Annotated in this window: 14 protein-coding genes; 5 read left to right on the forward strand and 9 right to left on the reverse strand. The window is 53.8% G+C overall.

The window, feature by feature from the left end; genetic code table 11:
- Window positions 1-107 precede the first annotated feature (107 nt).
- Together sulA and ompA are read left to right on the forward strand one after the other, a co-directional pair.
- Window positions 108-617: an SOS-induced cell division inhibitor SulA gene (gene sulA / locus ACJTMZ_RS05540; protein ID WP_026094322.1), complete on the forward strand. Its 510-nt coding sequence runs from the start codon at window positions 108-110 to the stop codon at window positions 615-617.
- 356 nt (window positions 618-973) lie between these two features.
- Window positions 974-2,026, forward strand: a complete 1,053-nt coding sequence (ompA, locus tag ACJTMZ_RS05545; RefSeq protein ID WP_108376575.1) for a porin OmpA — start codon at window positions 974-976, stop codon at window positions 2,024-2,026.
- Between the two features lie 65 nt (window positions 2,027-2,091).
- On the opposite strand, the gene matP is transcribed toward ompA, so the two are convergent.
- Entirely contained in the window at window positions 2,092-2,544 is a 453-nt protein-coding gene (gene matP / locus ACJTMZ_RS05550) for a macrodomain Ter protein MatP (RefSeq protein WP_006809347.1), read from the reverse strand.
- Between the two features lie 186 nt (window positions 2,545-2,730).
- Here matP and ACJTMZ_RS05555 point away from each other — a divergent pair, with 186 nt between their 5' ends.
- Entirely contained in the window at window positions 2,731-4,491 is a 1,761-nt protein-coding gene (locus tag ACJTMZ_RS05555; RefSeq protein ID WP_047365680.1) for a Lon protease family protein, read from the forward strand.
- A gap of 68 nt (window positions 4,492-4,559) precedes the next feature.
- Window positions 4,560-5,078, forward strand: a complete 519-nt coding sequence (fabA, locus tag ACJTMZ_RS05560; RefSeq protein ID WP_000227926.1) for a bifunctional 3-hydroxydecanoyl-ACP dehydratase/trans-2-decenoyl-ACP isomerase — start codon at window positions 4,560-4,562, stop codon at window positions 5,076-5,078.
- A gap of 71 nt (window positions 5,079-5,149) precedes the next feature.
- On the opposite strand, the gene rmf is transcribed toward fabA, so the two are convergent.
- The 6 genes from rmf to rlmKL form a co-directional block, all read right to left on the reverse strand.
- On the reverse strand, window positions 5,150-5,317 hold the full coding sequence (rmf, locus tag ACJTMZ_RS05565; RefSeq protein WP_003858162.1) for a ribosome modulation factor: 168 nt from the start codon (window positions 5,315-5,317) through the stop codon (window positions 5,150-5,152).
- A 254-nt stretch (window positions 5,318-5,571) separates the two neighbouring features.
- On the reverse strand, window positions 5,572-6,138 hold the full coding sequence (gene pqiC / locus ACJTMZ_RS05570; protein ID WP_015570900.1) for a membrane integrity-associated transporter subunit PqiC: 567 nt from the start codon (window positions 6,136-6,138) through the stop codon (window positions 5,572-5,574).
- A complete protein-coding gene (gene pqiB / locus ACJTMZ_RS05575; protein ID WP_015570901.1) occupies window positions 6,135-7,775 on the reverse strand; it encodes an intermembrane transport protein PqiB in 1,641 nt (546 codons plus the stop codon). The genes pqiC and pqiB overlap by 4 nt, the downstream gene beginning before the upstream one ends.
- A 4-nt stretch (window positions 7,776-7,779) precedes the next feature.
- Window positions 7,780-9,033, reverse strand: coding sequence for a membrane integrity-associated transporter subunit PqiA (pqiA, locus tag ACJTMZ_RS05580; protein WP_017693685.1), 1,254 nt, complete (start codon window positions 9,031-9,033; stop codon window positions 7,780-7,782).
- A gap of 13 nt (window positions 9,034-9,046) precedes the next feature.
- Complete coding sequence (locus ACJTMZ_RS05585) at window positions 9,047-10,954, reverse strand: ABC transporter ATP-binding protein (RefSeq protein WP_023296269.1); 1,908 nt, start codon at window positions 10,952-10,954, stop codon at window positions 9,047-9,049.
- Window positions 10,955-10,966: 12 nt separating this feature from the next.
- A complete protein-coding gene (gene rlmKL, locus ACJTMZ_RS05590) occupies window positions 10,967-13,075 on the reverse strand; it encodes a bifunctional 23S rRNA (guanine(2069)-N(7))-methyltransferase RlmK/23S rRNA (guanine(2445)-N(2))-methyltransferase RlmL (RefSeq protein WP_032655570.1) in 2,109 nt (702 codons plus the stop codon).
- A gap of 98 nt (window positions 13,076-13,173) precedes the next feature.
- Here rlmKL and ACJTMZ_RS05595 point away from each other — a divergent pair, with 98 nt between their 5' ends.
- Window positions 13,174-14,283, forward strand: coding sequence for a YcbX family protein (locus ACJTMZ_RS05595; protein ID WP_150325830.1), 1,110 nt, complete (start codon window positions 13,174-13,176; stop codon window positions 14,281-14,283).
- Here the strand turns inward: ACJTMZ_RS05595 and zapC are convergent.
- Complete coding sequence (gene zapC, locus ACJTMZ_RS05600; protein ID WP_015570906.1) at window positions 14,280-14,822, reverse strand: cell division protein ZapC; 543 nt, start codon at window positions 14,820-14,822, stop codon at window positions 14,280-14,282. The genes ACJTMZ_RS05595 and zapC overlap by 4 nt on opposite strands.
- A 166-nt stretch (window positions 14,823-14,988) precedes the next feature.
- Window positions 14,989-15,999, reverse strand: coding sequence for a quinone-dependent dihydroorotate dehydrogenase (pyrD, locus tag ACJTMZ_RS05605; protein WP_015570907.1), 1,011 nt, complete (start codon window positions 15,997-15,999; stop codon window positions 14,989-14,991).
- Between the last annotated feature and the right edge of the window lie 106 nt (window positions 16,000-16,105).

Consider the following 16,105-nt stretch of genomic DNA (forward strand, 5'->3'; position numbering starts at 1 on the left):
ACCAGGAATGGATGAAATTTGCGAGTCGCTTTCCGAAAATGAGGTTGATCTTTATGCACACAGGGGTTACTGTATATCCATACAGTAACTACAGGGCTGGAATGAATATGTACACTTCAGGCTATGCAAATCACTTAACACCTTCCACTTCTGCCGCAGGCAATGCTGCGCAGAATTCTATCGGGCGTGTATCGACAGGGCTTATCAGTGAAGTGGTTTACCGTGAAGACCAGCCGCTGTTAACACAACTCTTACTCCTGCCGCTTTTGCAGCAGCTCGGGCAACAGTCTCGCTGGCAGCTCTGGCTGACGCCACAGCAAAAATTAAGTCGTGAATGGGTTCAGTCGGCTGGCCTGCCGTTAGCGAAGGTGATGCAGATTAATCAACTCTCCCCTTGCGATACGGTCGAGTCGATGGTCCGGGCATTACGTACCGGGAACTATAGCGTCGTGATTGGGTGGTTGCCTGAGGATCTGTCGCAAGAGGAACATTTGCGTCTGACTGAAGCGGCTGAAGAAGGTAACGCGATGGGTTTCATCATGCGGCCGGTTCGTGGAGATTCCTATCGCAGAGGACAACATCCCGGGCTAAAAATTCACTCAAATGTGTACCATTGAGTCATTTTAAGAGTTTTCCTGGAATTTTTTTCGACCGCAGTATGCAAAAAAAGTTCAACGCGCCAAAACTGCGGCAAGGCTTGTCTGACGCGGTTCTCGTTAATTTTACTGCACAAAATTCGTTCAAAAATTGTTAAATATTAGGTATACGGAACTTTTTTTTTCATATGCCTGACGGACTTCACACTTGTAAGTTTTCAGCTACGTTGTAGACTTTACATCGCCAGGGGTGCTCGGCCTAAGCCGAAGATATCGGTAGGTTTATATTTGACCACGCCCCCCGGTGAAGGATTTAACCGTGATTCCTCCGATGGAGATATTCATGGCAAATTTTGGATGATAACGAGGCGCAAAAAATGAAAAAGACAGCTATCGCGATTGCAGTGGCACTGGCTGGCTTCGCTACCGTAGCGCAGGCCGCTCCGAAAGATAATACCTGGTATGCAGGTGGTAAACTGGGTTGGTCTCAGTTCCATGACACCGGTTGGTACGACAGCGCAAACAACAATGATGGCCCAACTCATGAGAGCCAGCTTGGTGCAGGTGCGTTCGGTGGCTATCAGGTTAACCCGTATGTTGGCTTTGAAATGGGTTACGACTGGTTAGGTCGTATGCCTTACAAAGGCGACAACGTAAATGGCGCTTTCAAAGCTCAAGGCGTACAGCTGACCGCTAAACTGGGTTACCCAGTAACTGACGACCTGGACGTGTACACCCGTCTGGGCGGCATGGTATGGCGTGCAGACTCCAGCAACAGCCGTGCTGGTGACGACCACGACACTGGTGTTTCCCCAGTATTCGCTGGTGGTGTTGAGTGGGCAATGACCCGTGACATCGCTACCCGTCTGGAATACCAGTGGGTTAACAACATCGGTGACGGTGCTACCGTTGGCGTTCGTCCAGACAACGGCATGCTGAGCGTTGGTGTTTCTTACCGTTTCGGTCAGCAGGAAGATGCGCCAGTCGTAGCTCCAGCTCCGGCTCCAGCTCCAGAAGTACAGACCAAGCACTTCACTCTGAAGTCTGACGTTCTGTTCAACTTCAACAAAGCTACCCTGAAACCAGAAGGTCAGCAGGCGCTGGATCAGCTGTACACCCAGCTGAGCAACCTGGATCCTAAAGACGGTTCTGTAGTGGTTCTGGGCTTCACCGACCGTATCGGTTCTGACGCTTACAACCAGGGTCTGTCTGAGAAACGTGCTCAGTCTGTAGTTGATTACCTGGTATCTAAAGGTATCCCAGCTAACAAGATCTCCCCACGTGGTATGGGCGAATCTAACCCAGTTACCGGTTCTACCTGTGACAACGTGAAACCACGCGCTGCACTGATCGACTGCCTGGCACCAGATCGTCGCGTAGAGATCGAAGTTAAAGGTATCAAAGACGTTGTAACTCAGCCTGCGGCATAAGTTATCGTCTTATAAAAAAACCCCGCGATGCGGGGTTTTTTATTATCTGAAGAAAAGTAAAAAGCTTATTTTTTACCTAACAGTGCCTGTAGATCGTTCTTCAGCGTCGACATCTGGCTGGCATACTTCTCTTTGTGCTCGGCATCTTCAATCAGCTGCACCACCGTTTCCGACAGGGTTTTCCCGCGCCGCTGCGCAAGCCCGGCCAGACGCTGCCAGACCATGAACTCCAGGTCGATCGATTTCTTACGGGTGTGCTGATGCTCGGCATTGAAATGCCGTTTACGACGAGCACGGATAGTTTGCTTCATCCGGTTTAACAAGGCCGGATTAATGTGTTTCTCAATCCAGCCGTTGACCTGTACCGGTTCGTTTTCGAGGGTCAGCAACATATCCACAGCTTCTTGTGCCGCGCTGGCTTCGATGTAGCAGGTGATCAGCTCCCCTTCACGGTGCTTTTTGACCAGGTACTTCCATTTCCAGCCGCTTTCGAGGTTTTCCAGTTGTTGATATTTCATTGCGATCTCAGTGTTACCGTGTAACTCTGTTCAGAATATCAGTTTTTTGGCAATCTGCTGAAAAGAAATCATATCCTGTGAAACGCCGCAGGCGATCCGCATGACGAAAACCCGAATCCTGATTGGGCAGAGTGCGCCGCTTACGGTATACTCCACGGTTTTACTTCTGACTAAAAAACATCAACTTTGACCATTACGAAACTTGCATGGCGTGACCTGGTTCCGGATACCGAGAGCTATCAGGAGCTGTTTGCACAGCCAGACCTCACAAAAGAACACGAATTCATACTTAGCGATACACAACCGCGTTTGCATTACGCGCTGGAGCAGATGTCATCCCCATGGGCTACATCTCCTTTCATGCTGCTCAAAGCCCCGGAAGAAGCCGAGTATCTGACGCTTCTCGGTGATGCCATGCGCCAGTTGCATCCAAAAACGAATGCCGTTTTTGGTGGTCAGTATCATATTGCCGGACGTGACGTGACGTACGAACCTGCCACGCAGGCAGACGGACAGTTCGCTGCAAAAGGCGAAGTGATCACCGCCAACTGGGTGGAAGCAGAACAGCTGTTCGGCTGCCTTCGTCAGTTCAATGGCGATGTGTCACTGCAACCCGGTCTGGTACACCGCGCGAACGGTGGTGTGTTGCTCATCTCCCTTCGCACCCTGCTCGCACAGCCTCTGCTGTGGATGCGCCTGAAAACGGTGGTGATGCAGCAACGTTTTGACTGGATAGGCTACGACGATTCACGTCCGCTGCCTGTTTCCATTCCGTCTATGCCGCTGTCGCTGACCGTCGTGCTGACGGGTGACCGTGAATCTCTGGCTGATTTCCAGGAAATGGAGCCAGAACTCGCGGAGCAGGCGGTTTACAGTGAATTTGAAGACAATATTCAGATCGCCGATGCCGATGACATGGCGCAGTGGTGTCAGTGGGTTATGGCCGTGGCGGAACGTTTCGCGCTGCCCTCGCCTGCCGAGGATGCGTGGCCGGGCTTAATCCGCGAGGCCGTACGCTACACTGGCGATCAGGAAACCCTGCCGCTCTGCCCGCTCTGGATCGGTAAACAGCTGCGTGAAGTGGGCGTTATCAGCGGCAACGGTCCGTTTACCGGTGAGCAGCTTAGCCAGATGCTGGCCCAGCGTGAATGGCGTGAAGGTTATCTTGCTGACCGTATGCAGGATGAAATTCTGCTGGAACAGATTCTGGTGGAGACCGAAGGCGAACGTATCGGGCAAATCAACGCCTTGTCCGTCATCGAGTTCCCCGGACACCCGCGCGCCTTTGGCGAGCCTTCCCGTATCAGCTGTGTCGTGCACATTGGCGACGGCGAATTTACCGATATCGAACGCAAGGCCGAACTGGGTGGAAACATTCATGCCAAAGGCATGATGATCATGCAGGCATTCCTGATGTCTGAACTTCAGCTGGAGCAGCAGATCCCCTTCTCTGCCTCGTTGACCTTTGAACAGTCCTACAGTGAAGTCGACGGCGATAGCGCCTCGATGGCGGAGCTGTGCGCCGTGATCAGCGCGCTTGCAGACGTACCGATTAATCAGAATATTGCGATTACCGGTTCCGTGGATCAGTTTGGTCGTGCCCAACCGGTGGGTGGACTGAATGAGAAAATCGAAGGCTTCTTCGCTATCTGCCAGCAGCGCGGTTTAAACGGCAAACAGGGCGTGATTATTCCGGCACCTAACGCTCGCCATTTGAGCCTGAGCCAGGCGATTCTGGATGCGGTAGAGCAGGAACAATTCGCCGTCTGGGCCATCGAAGGGGTTGAGGATGCTCTACCCTTGCTGACAAACCTGGTCTGGGACGGCGAAGGCCAGACAACCCTGATGCAGACCATTCAGGAACGTATAGCTCAGGCGACACAGCAGGATGCTCGTCATCGTTATCCGTGGCCGTTACGCTGGTTAAGTTGGTTTAGTGCTAACTGATCGGACTTGTTCAGCGTACACGTGTTAGCTATCCTGCGTCCTTCACTAAAATAAGGCTTACTGAGAACATGGTAGATAAACGCGAATCCTATACTAAAGAAGACCTTCTTGCCTCTGGTCGCGGTGAACTGTTTGGTGCGAAAGGCCCGCAGTTACCGGCCCCAAATATGCTGATGATGGACCGTGTCGTGAAAATGACCGAAACCGGCGGCAACTTTGATAAGGGTTACGTAGAAGCAGAACTCGATATCAACCCGGACCTGTGGTTCTTCGGTTGCCACTTTATTGGCGATCCGGTAATGCCTGGCTGCCTGGGCCTCGATGCCATGTGGCAGCTGGTTGGCTTCTATCTGGGCTGGCTTGGCGGTGAAGGTAAAGGCCGTGCGCTGGGCGTAGGCGAAGTGAAATTCACCGGTCAGGTTCTGCCTACCGCGAAGAAAGTCACCTACCGTATCCATTTCAAACGCATCGTTAACCGCCGCCTGATTATGGGCCTGGCGGACGGTGAAGTGCTGGTAGATGGTCGTCTTATCTATACTGCGAACGACCTGAAAGTGGGTCTGTTCCAGGATACCTCCGCTTTCTGATAACGGCATTTAGCCCCTTCCAGAAAGGCGAAACCTCCGCATTGCGGAGGTTTCTTTTTAAAGAGACGGTATCAAGCAAGTACTGCCCTGTCTCCGATGGCTTCTCGCCAGCCCCCTAGCCATTGGGACCTTTGATTCAGGGCCTGATAGGGACACATTTCTTTTGAACGTCCGGCGATGCCAGCCTGATAACCACGTTGATGAGCCCTTTCCAGGCGATCTCGTTTCTGTCTCTTCATGCCTCGTTTCCCTCATTCTTTTGTCTGGTGGAAAGAAAACAGTGATTGCAATATGTGCAAGCACAGTTAACGAATACCCCGAATCGGCGTCAGCGTCAACGTTCAAAATTCATACGGGTGTCATATTTGTGAGCTACATGGAAGATCGTTTGTACAAAAAATGTGACGCGGGACAAGTAACAAACTGAACATAAAACGAAAAAAAAGCCGCAATCAGCAAGAAGCTGAGTGCGGCTTTCGTCGATGAATTTTACTTATGGCAGCCGGGAAATCTCTCTTGCGATAGCAGCCGACTCCTGTGCCCACCCCTGCGCAAGCACTTTCACCATTTCGTCATAGCCATCTTTCTGCTGCTTCAGTTCCAGATGGAAAGGACGCTTAATCAGCTGGCCCTGATGATTCAAGAGCCACTCCCCGCTGATAACAACCGCACCATCATAGCGGCCATGGAATCCCGTCACGTTAACATTCAGGGTATCCTGATCGCTTCCCAGAGGCTGCGAGGCGACTACCCAACCAGGGAGCTGGCTGCTCAGATTCGCCACCAGCGTATTGCGTAGCTGCTGATCCAGCGGGCTGGCCCACAGGTTATTGTTGGCGATAACGTACTGCACATCGCTGGTCTGGTAGACCACCCCGTTGCCCGCCAGATAATCTGGCACGGCAACCTGTTCAACCCACAGCAGACGGCTGCCCTGCGAGCTGCTACTCTGCGCACCGGATTGCGCGCTTAACGGCAACTGGTAGTAGCTTTTGTTATCGCTTCCAGAGCTACAGGCCGTTAATACCAGTGCGCCTGCGATGATTAGCCATTTTTTCATTGTTTCGCCCTCTTAGGCTCAGGATCCTTTTTGTCTTTCGCTTCAAACACCAGCGCGTTGCTCTTTTCATTGAGCGTTTTCAGAACGGGCTGTAGCTCGCGTAAAACCTGATCAAGACGTTGCATATCCGCCACCATCTTGTTGTAAGCCGCTGAGCCCGGCTGGAAGCCCTGCATACTGCGATTCAGTTCGCGCAACGTTTTCTGCATATCCTGCGGCAGCTGCTGCATGGACTGGTTGGCGGTGATCTTGTTGATATTATCCAGCGTGGTTTGCAGACGTTGCATCGTCGCCTGGCTCTGATGCAGTGATCCCGTCGCGGCCTCAAGCATTGGATTCAGCGGCAGATTGTTGATCTTATCCAGTGTTTCCATCAGGCGCTGTTGAATCTGCGCCAGGCCACTGCTGACCGTAGGAATGATTTTGTAGCCGCCAAATTCACGGATCCCCGTCATTGGTGGCGCTTTTGGATAGAAGTCCATATCGACATATAACGCCCCTGTGACCAGGTTGCCAGTTTTCAGCGAGCCGCGCAGACCGCGATTCATCAGATCGCTGATATGCTCCCCAATATCCTGGTCCTCGCCTATCTGGTTAATCAAACGCTCAGGCTCAATGCGGATCAGCACCGGAATACGATAATCATCATCAAGCATCTGCTTGAGTCCCGGAACAAAGTAAGGCACTTGTCCCACGGTCCCCAGACGGATACCGCGGAACTCAACTGGCGCCCCAGGCTGCAAGCCGCGTACAGAGTCCTTAAAGAACATCAGGTAGTCGATGTGATCGGTATAGAGCGCATCCTGAATGCTTTTTTGATCGTCAAACAGCCTGAAGGCGGTTTTCTCCGCCACCGGTTGTCCCAGATCGATACCTTCCGGCACATCAAAACTGACGCCCCCACCAAACAGCGTGGTGAGTGAACCCATCTCAACGCGCATCCCCGCAGAGGTCAGATCCACCGCGATCCCGCTGTCTTTCCAGAAGCGAACGTTGCTGGTCACCAGGCGGTCATTAGGCGCGTTGATAAAAAGCTGATAGCTGATGGTCCGTTTTTGCGGATCGAAGGTGCTTGTTTCAACCGAACCGACGCGATATCCACGGAACAGTACCGGATCGCCCGGCGAGAGCTGGCCCGCTTTTTTGCTGTCCAGAATAACGCGGATCCCTTTTGCATCCGGTGGCGCAAGCGGCGGTGAATCCAGCAGCTGATAGTTTGCTGGCTGGGCGCCTTTGTTGCCGGGCTGGAGTTCGATGTAGGCCCCTGACAATAGCGTTCCTAAGCCGCTGATCCCTTCTCTCCCGACCTGCGGTTTCACTACCCAAAAAACAGAATCTTCATGGAGCAGTTTTTCCATGCCGGCATTCAGGCGGGCCTTGATTTCAACATGGGTTAAATCATCCGTCAGGGTCGCGCTTTCCACGACACCCACATCCACGCTGCGGCTCTTGATGGTGGTTTTTCCGCCCTCAATCCCCTCTGCATTGGTGGTAATTAGCGTGACTTCCGGTCCCTGATGGCTGTAATGATAAAACAGGATCCATGCACCGATCAGCGCGGTCACGATAGGGAAAATCCACACCGGCGACCAGTTTCTGACCTTCTGCACTTTAGCCTCTCCACTCTTATTTTCCATGCTCTTACTCTTCCTCATGGCTTGAATCGGGCTCACGATCCCACGATAAACGAGGGTCGAAGGTCATGGCCGCAAACATGGTCATAATGACGACCAACGCAAACATCAGCGCCCCCATAGCGGGATAAATACTCATCAGCCCCCCCATACGCACCAGCGCTGAGAGAACCGCAATCACGAACACGTCAATCATCGACCAGCGGCCAACAAATTCCACGACCTCATAAATCAGATGCATACGCTCGCTGTCTCGCTTACCGTGCCCTTTTGCATCCCAGCAAAGCCAGGCAATGGCAATCATCTTTAAGGTCGGAACCATAATACTGGCGAGGAATATGACGCCTGCTACAGGGTAAGACCCCTCGCTCCACAGCAAAATCACCCCGGCCAGTATGGTCGAGGGCATTCTGTCGCCGAGCAGATCGGTGATCATGATCGGCAAGATATTGGCGGGCAGATAGAGCATGACAGAGGTCACCAGCAGCGCCATGGTCCATTGCAGGCTATTTTTACGCCGGACGTGACCTTTTGTTTCACAGCGCGGGCACACCTCGACATCCGCGGGCAGCACGGCGGTGCAGCACGAGCAGGAGCGAAGCCCCTGACGGATACCCGGTACGCCCACCTTTACCGTCTGCGAGAGCGTAGGCGCCGGGGCAATATCGTCCCAGGCCCAGCGTCGGTCCACGCACTGGAACGCGCGCAGTTGTAGCACGCAGTACAGACACCACGGAATAAAGCTGCTGCCAATCCCCACATCGCCGTAGGCCATCAGCTTCACGAAGCTGACCAGGATACCCGCGAGAAAAATTTCCGCCATCCCCCAGCTTTTCAACTGGAACAGGATCCGCGCGAGTTTGATTTTAAGGACAGTGGGCATCCTGACGCGGTTGACCAGCAGCAGAATGACGACCAGGCAAAAAGCCGGGACGATCTGCACGAAAAGAAGAAAGAAGGTGCCAAGGCTGGCGTAATCTTCCGAGAACATCACGCCTGGTATTTCCAGTAAATCCACCTGGCTGGTCATCCCGCCCACTTTCATATAGATGAAAGGGAAGAGATTGGAGAGCAGTAACATGAATAAGGCTGCCAGCGCATAAGCCGTAGGACGCTGCCTTGGCGCGTCCCACTCGGTCGTCAGCGTAGCGCCGCAGCGCGGGCAGGCAGCCTTATGTCCGTGACCAAGCTCTGGCAACGCCACGAGCATATCGCATTGCGAGCATAATATATGCCGATCGGCATGGTGCTGGTCACACATAGATTATCCCTGTTTATGCGCCGTTTTTCAGAGACTCAAGGTACTCCCAGCGCTCAAATGCCTCTTCCAGCGCCTGTTCAGCCTGGGAGAGTTCAGCCAATACTTTCTGAGTATAGTCGTGAGGCTGCGTAAAGAATGACGCATCAGCGACCTGGATTTGCAGTGCTTCCAGTGCAGCTTCCAGCTCTTCCAGACGCTGCGGCAGCCCTTCCAGCTCGCGCTGCAAGTTATAACTCATTTTAGCAGGAGACTTTTTGACAGTTTCTGCCTTTGCAACAACAGGTTCAGCGACATTTTTGGTCTTCGCCTGTTTTTGCGCCAGCGACTGCGATTGCTGTCCACGCGCGTCATGATAGCCGCCCACATATTGCCCGATGCGCCCTTTGCCTTCGAAGATCCAGCACTCGGTCACGGTGTTATCGACAAACTGACGATCGTGGCTGACCAGCATTACGGTTCCCTGATAACCATCAATCAACTCTTCCAGCAGTTCCAGCGTTTCGACATCCAGATCGTTAGTCGGTTCATCGAGAATCAATAAGTTACTGGGTTTCAGGAACAGACGCGCCAGCAAAAGACGGTTACGTTCTCCCCCGGACAGCGCGCGCACCGGCGTCATAGCGCGTTTCGGGTGGAACAGGAAGTCCTGAAGGTAGCCCAGCACGTGACGCGGCTTGCCATTAACCATGACCTCCTGTTTACCCTCGGCGAGGTTATCCATCACCGTACGGTCTGGATCCAGCTCGGCGCGGTGCTGGTCGAAGTACGCCACTTCCAGTTTGGTACCGCAGTGGATACGACCGCTGTCAGCCTGGAGCTGACCGAGCATCAGTTTCAGCAGCGTGGTTTTACCGCACCCGTTCGGGCCGATCAGCGCAATTTTGTCGCCGCGCTGAACCTGAGCGGAGAAATCGTTCACCAGCACTTTGCCGTCAACCGAATAATTCACGTTCTCCATTTCGAAGACAATCTTGCCCGAGCGGGACGCCTCTTCCACCTGCATTTTGGCGCTACCCATGACTTCGCGGCGTTCGCTACGTTCGCGGCGCATCGCCTTCAGGGCGCGAACGCGCCCTTCGTTACGGGTACGACGCGCTTTAATGCCCTGACGGATCCATACTTCTTCCTGGGCCAGCTTGCGGTCGAACTCGGCGTTTTGCAGCTCTTCCACGCGCAGGTTTTCTTCTTTCTCCAGCAGATAGGTATCGTAATCGCCCGGATAGGTCACCAGCTTGCCGCGATCAAGATCGACAATGCGCGTGGCCATGTTGCGGATGAACGAACGGTCGTGGGAGATGAAGATAATGGTACCGTTAAAGGTTTTCAGGAACCCTTCCAGCCAGTCAATCGCTTCGATATCCAGGTGGTTCGTCGGTTCGTCCAGCAGCAGCACCTTAGGCCCGCTCACCAGGGCACGACCCAGCGCCGCTTTACGCAGCCAGCCGCCGGAGAGCGCCGACAGCTCCATATCCGCTTCCAGGCCAAGCTGGGCTAGCACTTCGTTAATGCGGTTTTCCAGCTGCCACAGGCCGTGGTGATCGAGCATCTCCTGCACTTTTGCCAGCTCGTTGAGATTCTTGTCGCTCGGGTCCGTCATCACCAGATGCGAAATCTCGTGGTAACGCTTGAGGTATTCCGCCTGCTCTGAAATCCCTTCGGCCACAAAATCGTACACGCTGCCGGTGACGTTACGCGGCGGATCCTGTTGCAGACGAGAGACGATCAGATCCTGCTCGTAAACAATACGGCCGTCATCCAGCCCCTGCTCACGGTTGAGGATTTTCATCAGCGTCGATTTACCTGCGCCGTTACGGCCCACCAGACAGACGCGCTCGTTATCTTCGATATGCAGCTCTGCATTATCGAGAAGCGGTGAGTCGCTGAAAGAGAGCCACGCGCCGTGCATACTAATTAAAGACATTTATTTTTCCTTTCAGACCGCGGAGATCAGCCAGCAGTTGTGGATTTGACGGTTACGGGCAAAGTCCTGAGACAGCGTTTTTTGGCTGATTTCTTGTGCTTTCAGTCCCAGTTCGGCCAGGCCGTCGTGATCCATGCGGAATCCGCGCTTGTTATTTGAGAACATAATGGTGCCGCCTTTACGCAGCAGACGCTTCAGGTCGGTCATCAGGCGCAGGTGATCGCGTTGAACATCAAAGCTATCCTCCATACGCTTGGAGTTAGAGAAGGTCGGCGGATCGATAAAGATCAGGTCAAACTGCTCGTCGGTATCGCGCAGCCAGCCCAGCACGTCGGCCTGTAACAGGCGATGCTGACGGCCGGTTAAGCCGTTAAGACGCAGGTTGCGCTCTGCCCACTCCAGATAAGTCCGGGACATATCTACCGTTGTGGTGCTACGCGCGCCGCCAAGCCCCGCATGAACGCTGGCGCTGCCGGTATAGGAGAACAGGTTCAGGAAGTCTTTGCCCTTGCTCATCTGGCCCAGCATGCGGCGGGCGATACGGTGATCGAGGAACAGGCCGGTATCAAGGTAGTCGGTCAGGTTAACCCACAGCCGCGCGTTATATTCGCCCACTTCGATGAAGTCACCCTTCTCGCCCATCTTCTGATACTGGTTTTTGCCTTTCTGACGCTCACGTGTTTTCAGCACCAGCTTGTTTGGCGAAATGCCGAGTACGGCGATGGTGGCCGCAATCACATCCAGCATACGCTGACGCGCTTTTTGCGCATCGATAGTTTTCGGCGGGGCGTATTCCTGAACCACCACCCAGTCCGCATAGCGGTCAACCGCCACGTTGTACTCGGGCAGGTCAGCGTCGTACAGGCGATAACATTCGATGCCTTCTTGCTTCGCCCACTTCTCAAATTTCTTCAGGTTTTTGCGCAGGCGGTTGGCGTAATCTTCCGCCACGCCTGACGGTTTGCTATCCGCCGCTACCTCTGCCAGATGGTAGTTTTTCTGCACGCAGTCCAGCGGGCCGTTTTTCGCTTTGAACTGGCGATCGGCACGCAATTGCAGGCAGCTCAGCAGCTCCGGCGAGGCGCTAAACAGGGAGAGGTTCCAGCCGCCGAAATGCGCTTTCATGTTGCGGCCCAGCAGGCTGTGCAGTGCAATCAGCGCCGGCTCGCTGTCCAGACGCTCACCATACGGCGGGTTGCTGATCACCGTACCGTACGGGCCTTTTGGCAGCGGATTGGTCAGATTCGCCACGTCCTTCGCCTCGAAGGTCACCAGCTCGCCGATACCGGCACGACGGGCGTTGCTGCGCGCGCGTTCAATCACCCGTGCGTCGCTGTCCGAACCGTAAAAGTGAGAGGTGTACTCCGCCAGCCCTTTACGGGCGCGGGTCTGCGCATCGTCTTTGACCTCTTTCCAGATGGCTTCATCGTGCTGCGCCCAGCCTTTGAAGCCCCAGTGGCCGCGGTGCAGCCCTGGCGCACGGTCGGTGGCCAGCATCGCGGCTTCAATCAGCAGCGTACCGGAACCGCACATCGGATCGAGCAGCGGCGTACCTGGCTGCCATCCGGAGCGCATCACGATAGCGGCAGCCAGCGTTTCTTTGATCGGCGCCATCCCGGTGCGATCGCGATAGCCGCGCAGATGCAGGCCTGCGCCACTCAGATCCAGGGAAATACTGGCCGTATCGCCGTTCAGCCAGACGTTGATACGCAGATCCGGGTTTTCACGGTCAACGTTCGGACGTTCTTTATTGCGACGCGTGAAGCAGTCCACAATGGCATCCTTAACACGCAGGGCACCGTACTGGCTGTTGCGGATCTCATCGTTGACGCCGTTGAAATGCACCGCAAAGGTGGCGTCCGGGGTGAAGATCTCTGTCCAGTCGATCATCTGTACGCCGGTGTAGAGATCAAGATCGCTGTAGACCTTGCACTCTTTCATCGGCAGCATGATGCGCGACGCCAGACGGCTCCACATCAGGCTCTGGTAAATAAGCCGCGTGTCGCCCTCAAAATGGACACCACCCTGAACCACCCGGCACTCTTTCGCGCCCAGGGCTTCCAGTTCAGTTTTTAACAGCTCTTCCAGCCCACGGGCCGTACTGGCAAACAGAGAATTCATATCGTCACTTTTACTCATAGAAAATTGTCGCGCATTATAGCTAATATGGCGTGTATGTCATAAAGTTGAAGGCTTATTTTCTTTAGCGGGAGTGTGCAGTGGCGACGTTATCCAGGCTTTTTATTCATCCGGTGAAATCCATGCGCGGCATCGGCGTCTCTCACGCGCTGGCCGATATGAGCGGATTCGCCTTCGATCGTATTTTTATGGTCACCGAGCCTGACGGTACGTTTATCACCGCACGTCAGTTCCCGCAGATGGTTCGCTTTACCCCTTCCCCGCTTCATGACGGGCTGCATTTGACTGCGCCGGACGGTTCAAGCGTCGTGATCCGCTTTGCTGATTTTGCGCCGCTTGATGCGCCAACGGAAGTGTGGGGCAATCATTTTACCGCGCGTATCGCGCCGGATAACATTAACCAGTGGCTGAGCGGCTTTTTCTTCCGTGACGTTCAGCTGCGCTGGGTTGGGCCTGCGCTGACCCGTCGCGTGAAGCGCCACGATGCGGTTCCTCTCTCCTTCGCGGATGGTTTTCCCTTCCTGCTGACCAGCGAGGCCTCGCTGCGTGATTTACAAAACCGTTGCAAAGCCAGCGTGCAGATGGAGCAATTTCGCCCGAATCTGGTGGTGACCGGAGCGAATGCCTGGGATGAAGATACCTGGAAAGTGATCCGCATCGGCAGCGTTATTTTTGATGTCGTGAAGCCGTGCAGCCGCTGTATTTTTACCACCGTCAGCCCGGAGAAAGGCCAGAAACACCCTTCCGGCGAACCGCTGAAAACCTTGCAGTCATTTCGTACCGCGCAGGATAACGGCGATGTCGACTTCGGCCAGAACCTGATCCCCCGCTCCAGCGGCGTGATCCGCGTGGGCGACGAGGTCGAAATTCTCACCCGCGGGCCTGCCAGGGTGTACGGCGCAGGTCAGGAAGAAGAGATGGTTGACGTTGTCACCAACGTCGCTTCCGCGGTGGATATTCACTGGGAAGGCAAAGTTATCCGTGGTAACAATCAGCAGGTGCTACTGGAACAGCTGGAACAGGCAGGTATCCGCGTACCGTATTCCTGTCGCGCGGGGATTTGCGGATGCTGTCGCATTAAACTGGTCGATGGTGAAGTAAGTGCCCTGAAGAAATCTGCGATTGGCAGTGACGGCACGATCCTGTGCTGTAGCTGTGTCCCGAAAACATCCGTACAGCTGGAAGCTTAAACTGCCTGTTCAAGGCTGAAGGAATCAACGCGCAGCTGTGGCTTCAGCCTGTCATTCATCACTTTGATGGCATCACCTAACTGCATAACTCGCCCGGCAATGGTCACGCCGGGTTGGGCCAGCAAACAGAGCGCAGCGTTTTCACCGGGTTCAACCACCAGCAAATTCACCTCTTCTTCGGTATCGCTCAGATTGACGCTCGCCGCATCGCCGATAGCCGGGGTCCAGCACATGCCGTGGGCGAGAAAATGCCAGCTTTTCGGCATTTGCGGTTTCAGGAAACGGATCGCCACCAGCGCATTTAGTACCAGTTCAGCGCGCTGTTCTTTGGAGAGATCGAACTCGCGGCATTTTTCTTCAAAAGAGAAATAGAGTGCAGCGTCGTCAACGCAAAAGCCTGAGGGAGCAAACGCGTCTGGCGTTAACATTCGGCGCGCAAAACGAGAGCGAAACAACATGCCATTGGCTAAGTCGAGCATCATACGGTCATGCTCGTCACAAAAATACCAGCGCCAGTTATCGTCAGGTTTAATTCGCATGTTTCTCTCCCGTCCCCTAAACGTCCTGTACTAAAAATGTCCTGTTTGCCGCTTCGCTTATAACACTAGTAATAAAAGACTATAATGTTTAAATAAGCAACAATGACGGAATATAAAACAACCAGGGCTGGAAATAAAGCCCTGGTTGTCTGATTAAGAGAAAAGATTAGATATGCGTGACGATTTCTTTAATCAGCGGCGGCCCTTTAAAAATAAAGCCGGAATAAATTTGCACCAGCGATGCACCTGCCGCCATCTTCTCACGTGCAGCGATGACAGAGTCAATGCCACCCACGCCAATAATCGGCAGCTGACCTTTTAATTCTGCGGAGAGTGCGCGAATAATTTCGGTGCTTTTTAATTGTACCGGACGGCCACTTAATCCACCCGCTTCGTCACAGTTTTTCATTCCCTGAACGAGAGAGCGATCGAGTGTTGTATTGGTTGCAATCACACCATCAATATTATGGCGAACTAAACTGTCGGCAACCTGGATCAATTCTTCTGCCGAAAGATCCGGGGCGATCTTAACCGCGACCGGAACATATTTATGGTGGATCGCCTGTAGCGCCGTTTGTTTATTTTTAATGGCGCTAAGAAGATCGTCGAGCGCTTCGCCATATTGTAATGAACGCAGCCCTGGGGTGTTAGGCGAAGATATATTCACCGCAATATAACCGGCATAGGCATAGACTTTTTCCATACAAATCAGATAGTCATCTTTACCCTGCTCGACCGGCGTGTCTTTATTTTTGCCAATATTAATACCCAGCACGCCATCAAAATGGGCTTTCTTAACGTTCTCAACCAGATGATCGACGCCAAGGTTATTAAAGCCCATGCGGTTGATCAGCCCCTCGGCTTCAACCAGGCGAAACAGACGTGGCTTGTCATTTCCCGGCTGCGGACGCGGCGTCACCGTCCCGATTTCGATCGAGCCAAAGCCCATCGCACCGAGTGCATCAATGCATTCGCCATTTTTGTCCAGACCGGCCGCCAGGCCCAGTGGATTTTTGAAAGTCAGGCCCATGCACTGAACTGGTTTTTCCGGCACGTTTTGACGCACCAGCGCGGCCAGAGGCGTTCCTGTAATACGGCGTAACTGCTGAAATGTAAATTCATGAGCGCGCTCAGGATCGAGCTGGAAAAGGGCTTTACGAACGAAGGGGTAGTACATGAACTCTCCTGGATTCCCGGTGTGCAAACCGGGAGGGGATTATGTGCGATTCCGCCCGGAAAGGGAATTGACCTGTGGCAAAAAAAGCCACGTAAAACGCAATCGT

The sequence above is a fragment of the Enterobacter sp. DN genome (assembly GCF_046054285.1).
GTDB lineage: Bacteria > Pseudomonadota > Gammaproteobacteria > Enterobacterales > Enterobacteriaceae > Enterobacter > Enterobacter hormaechei_C.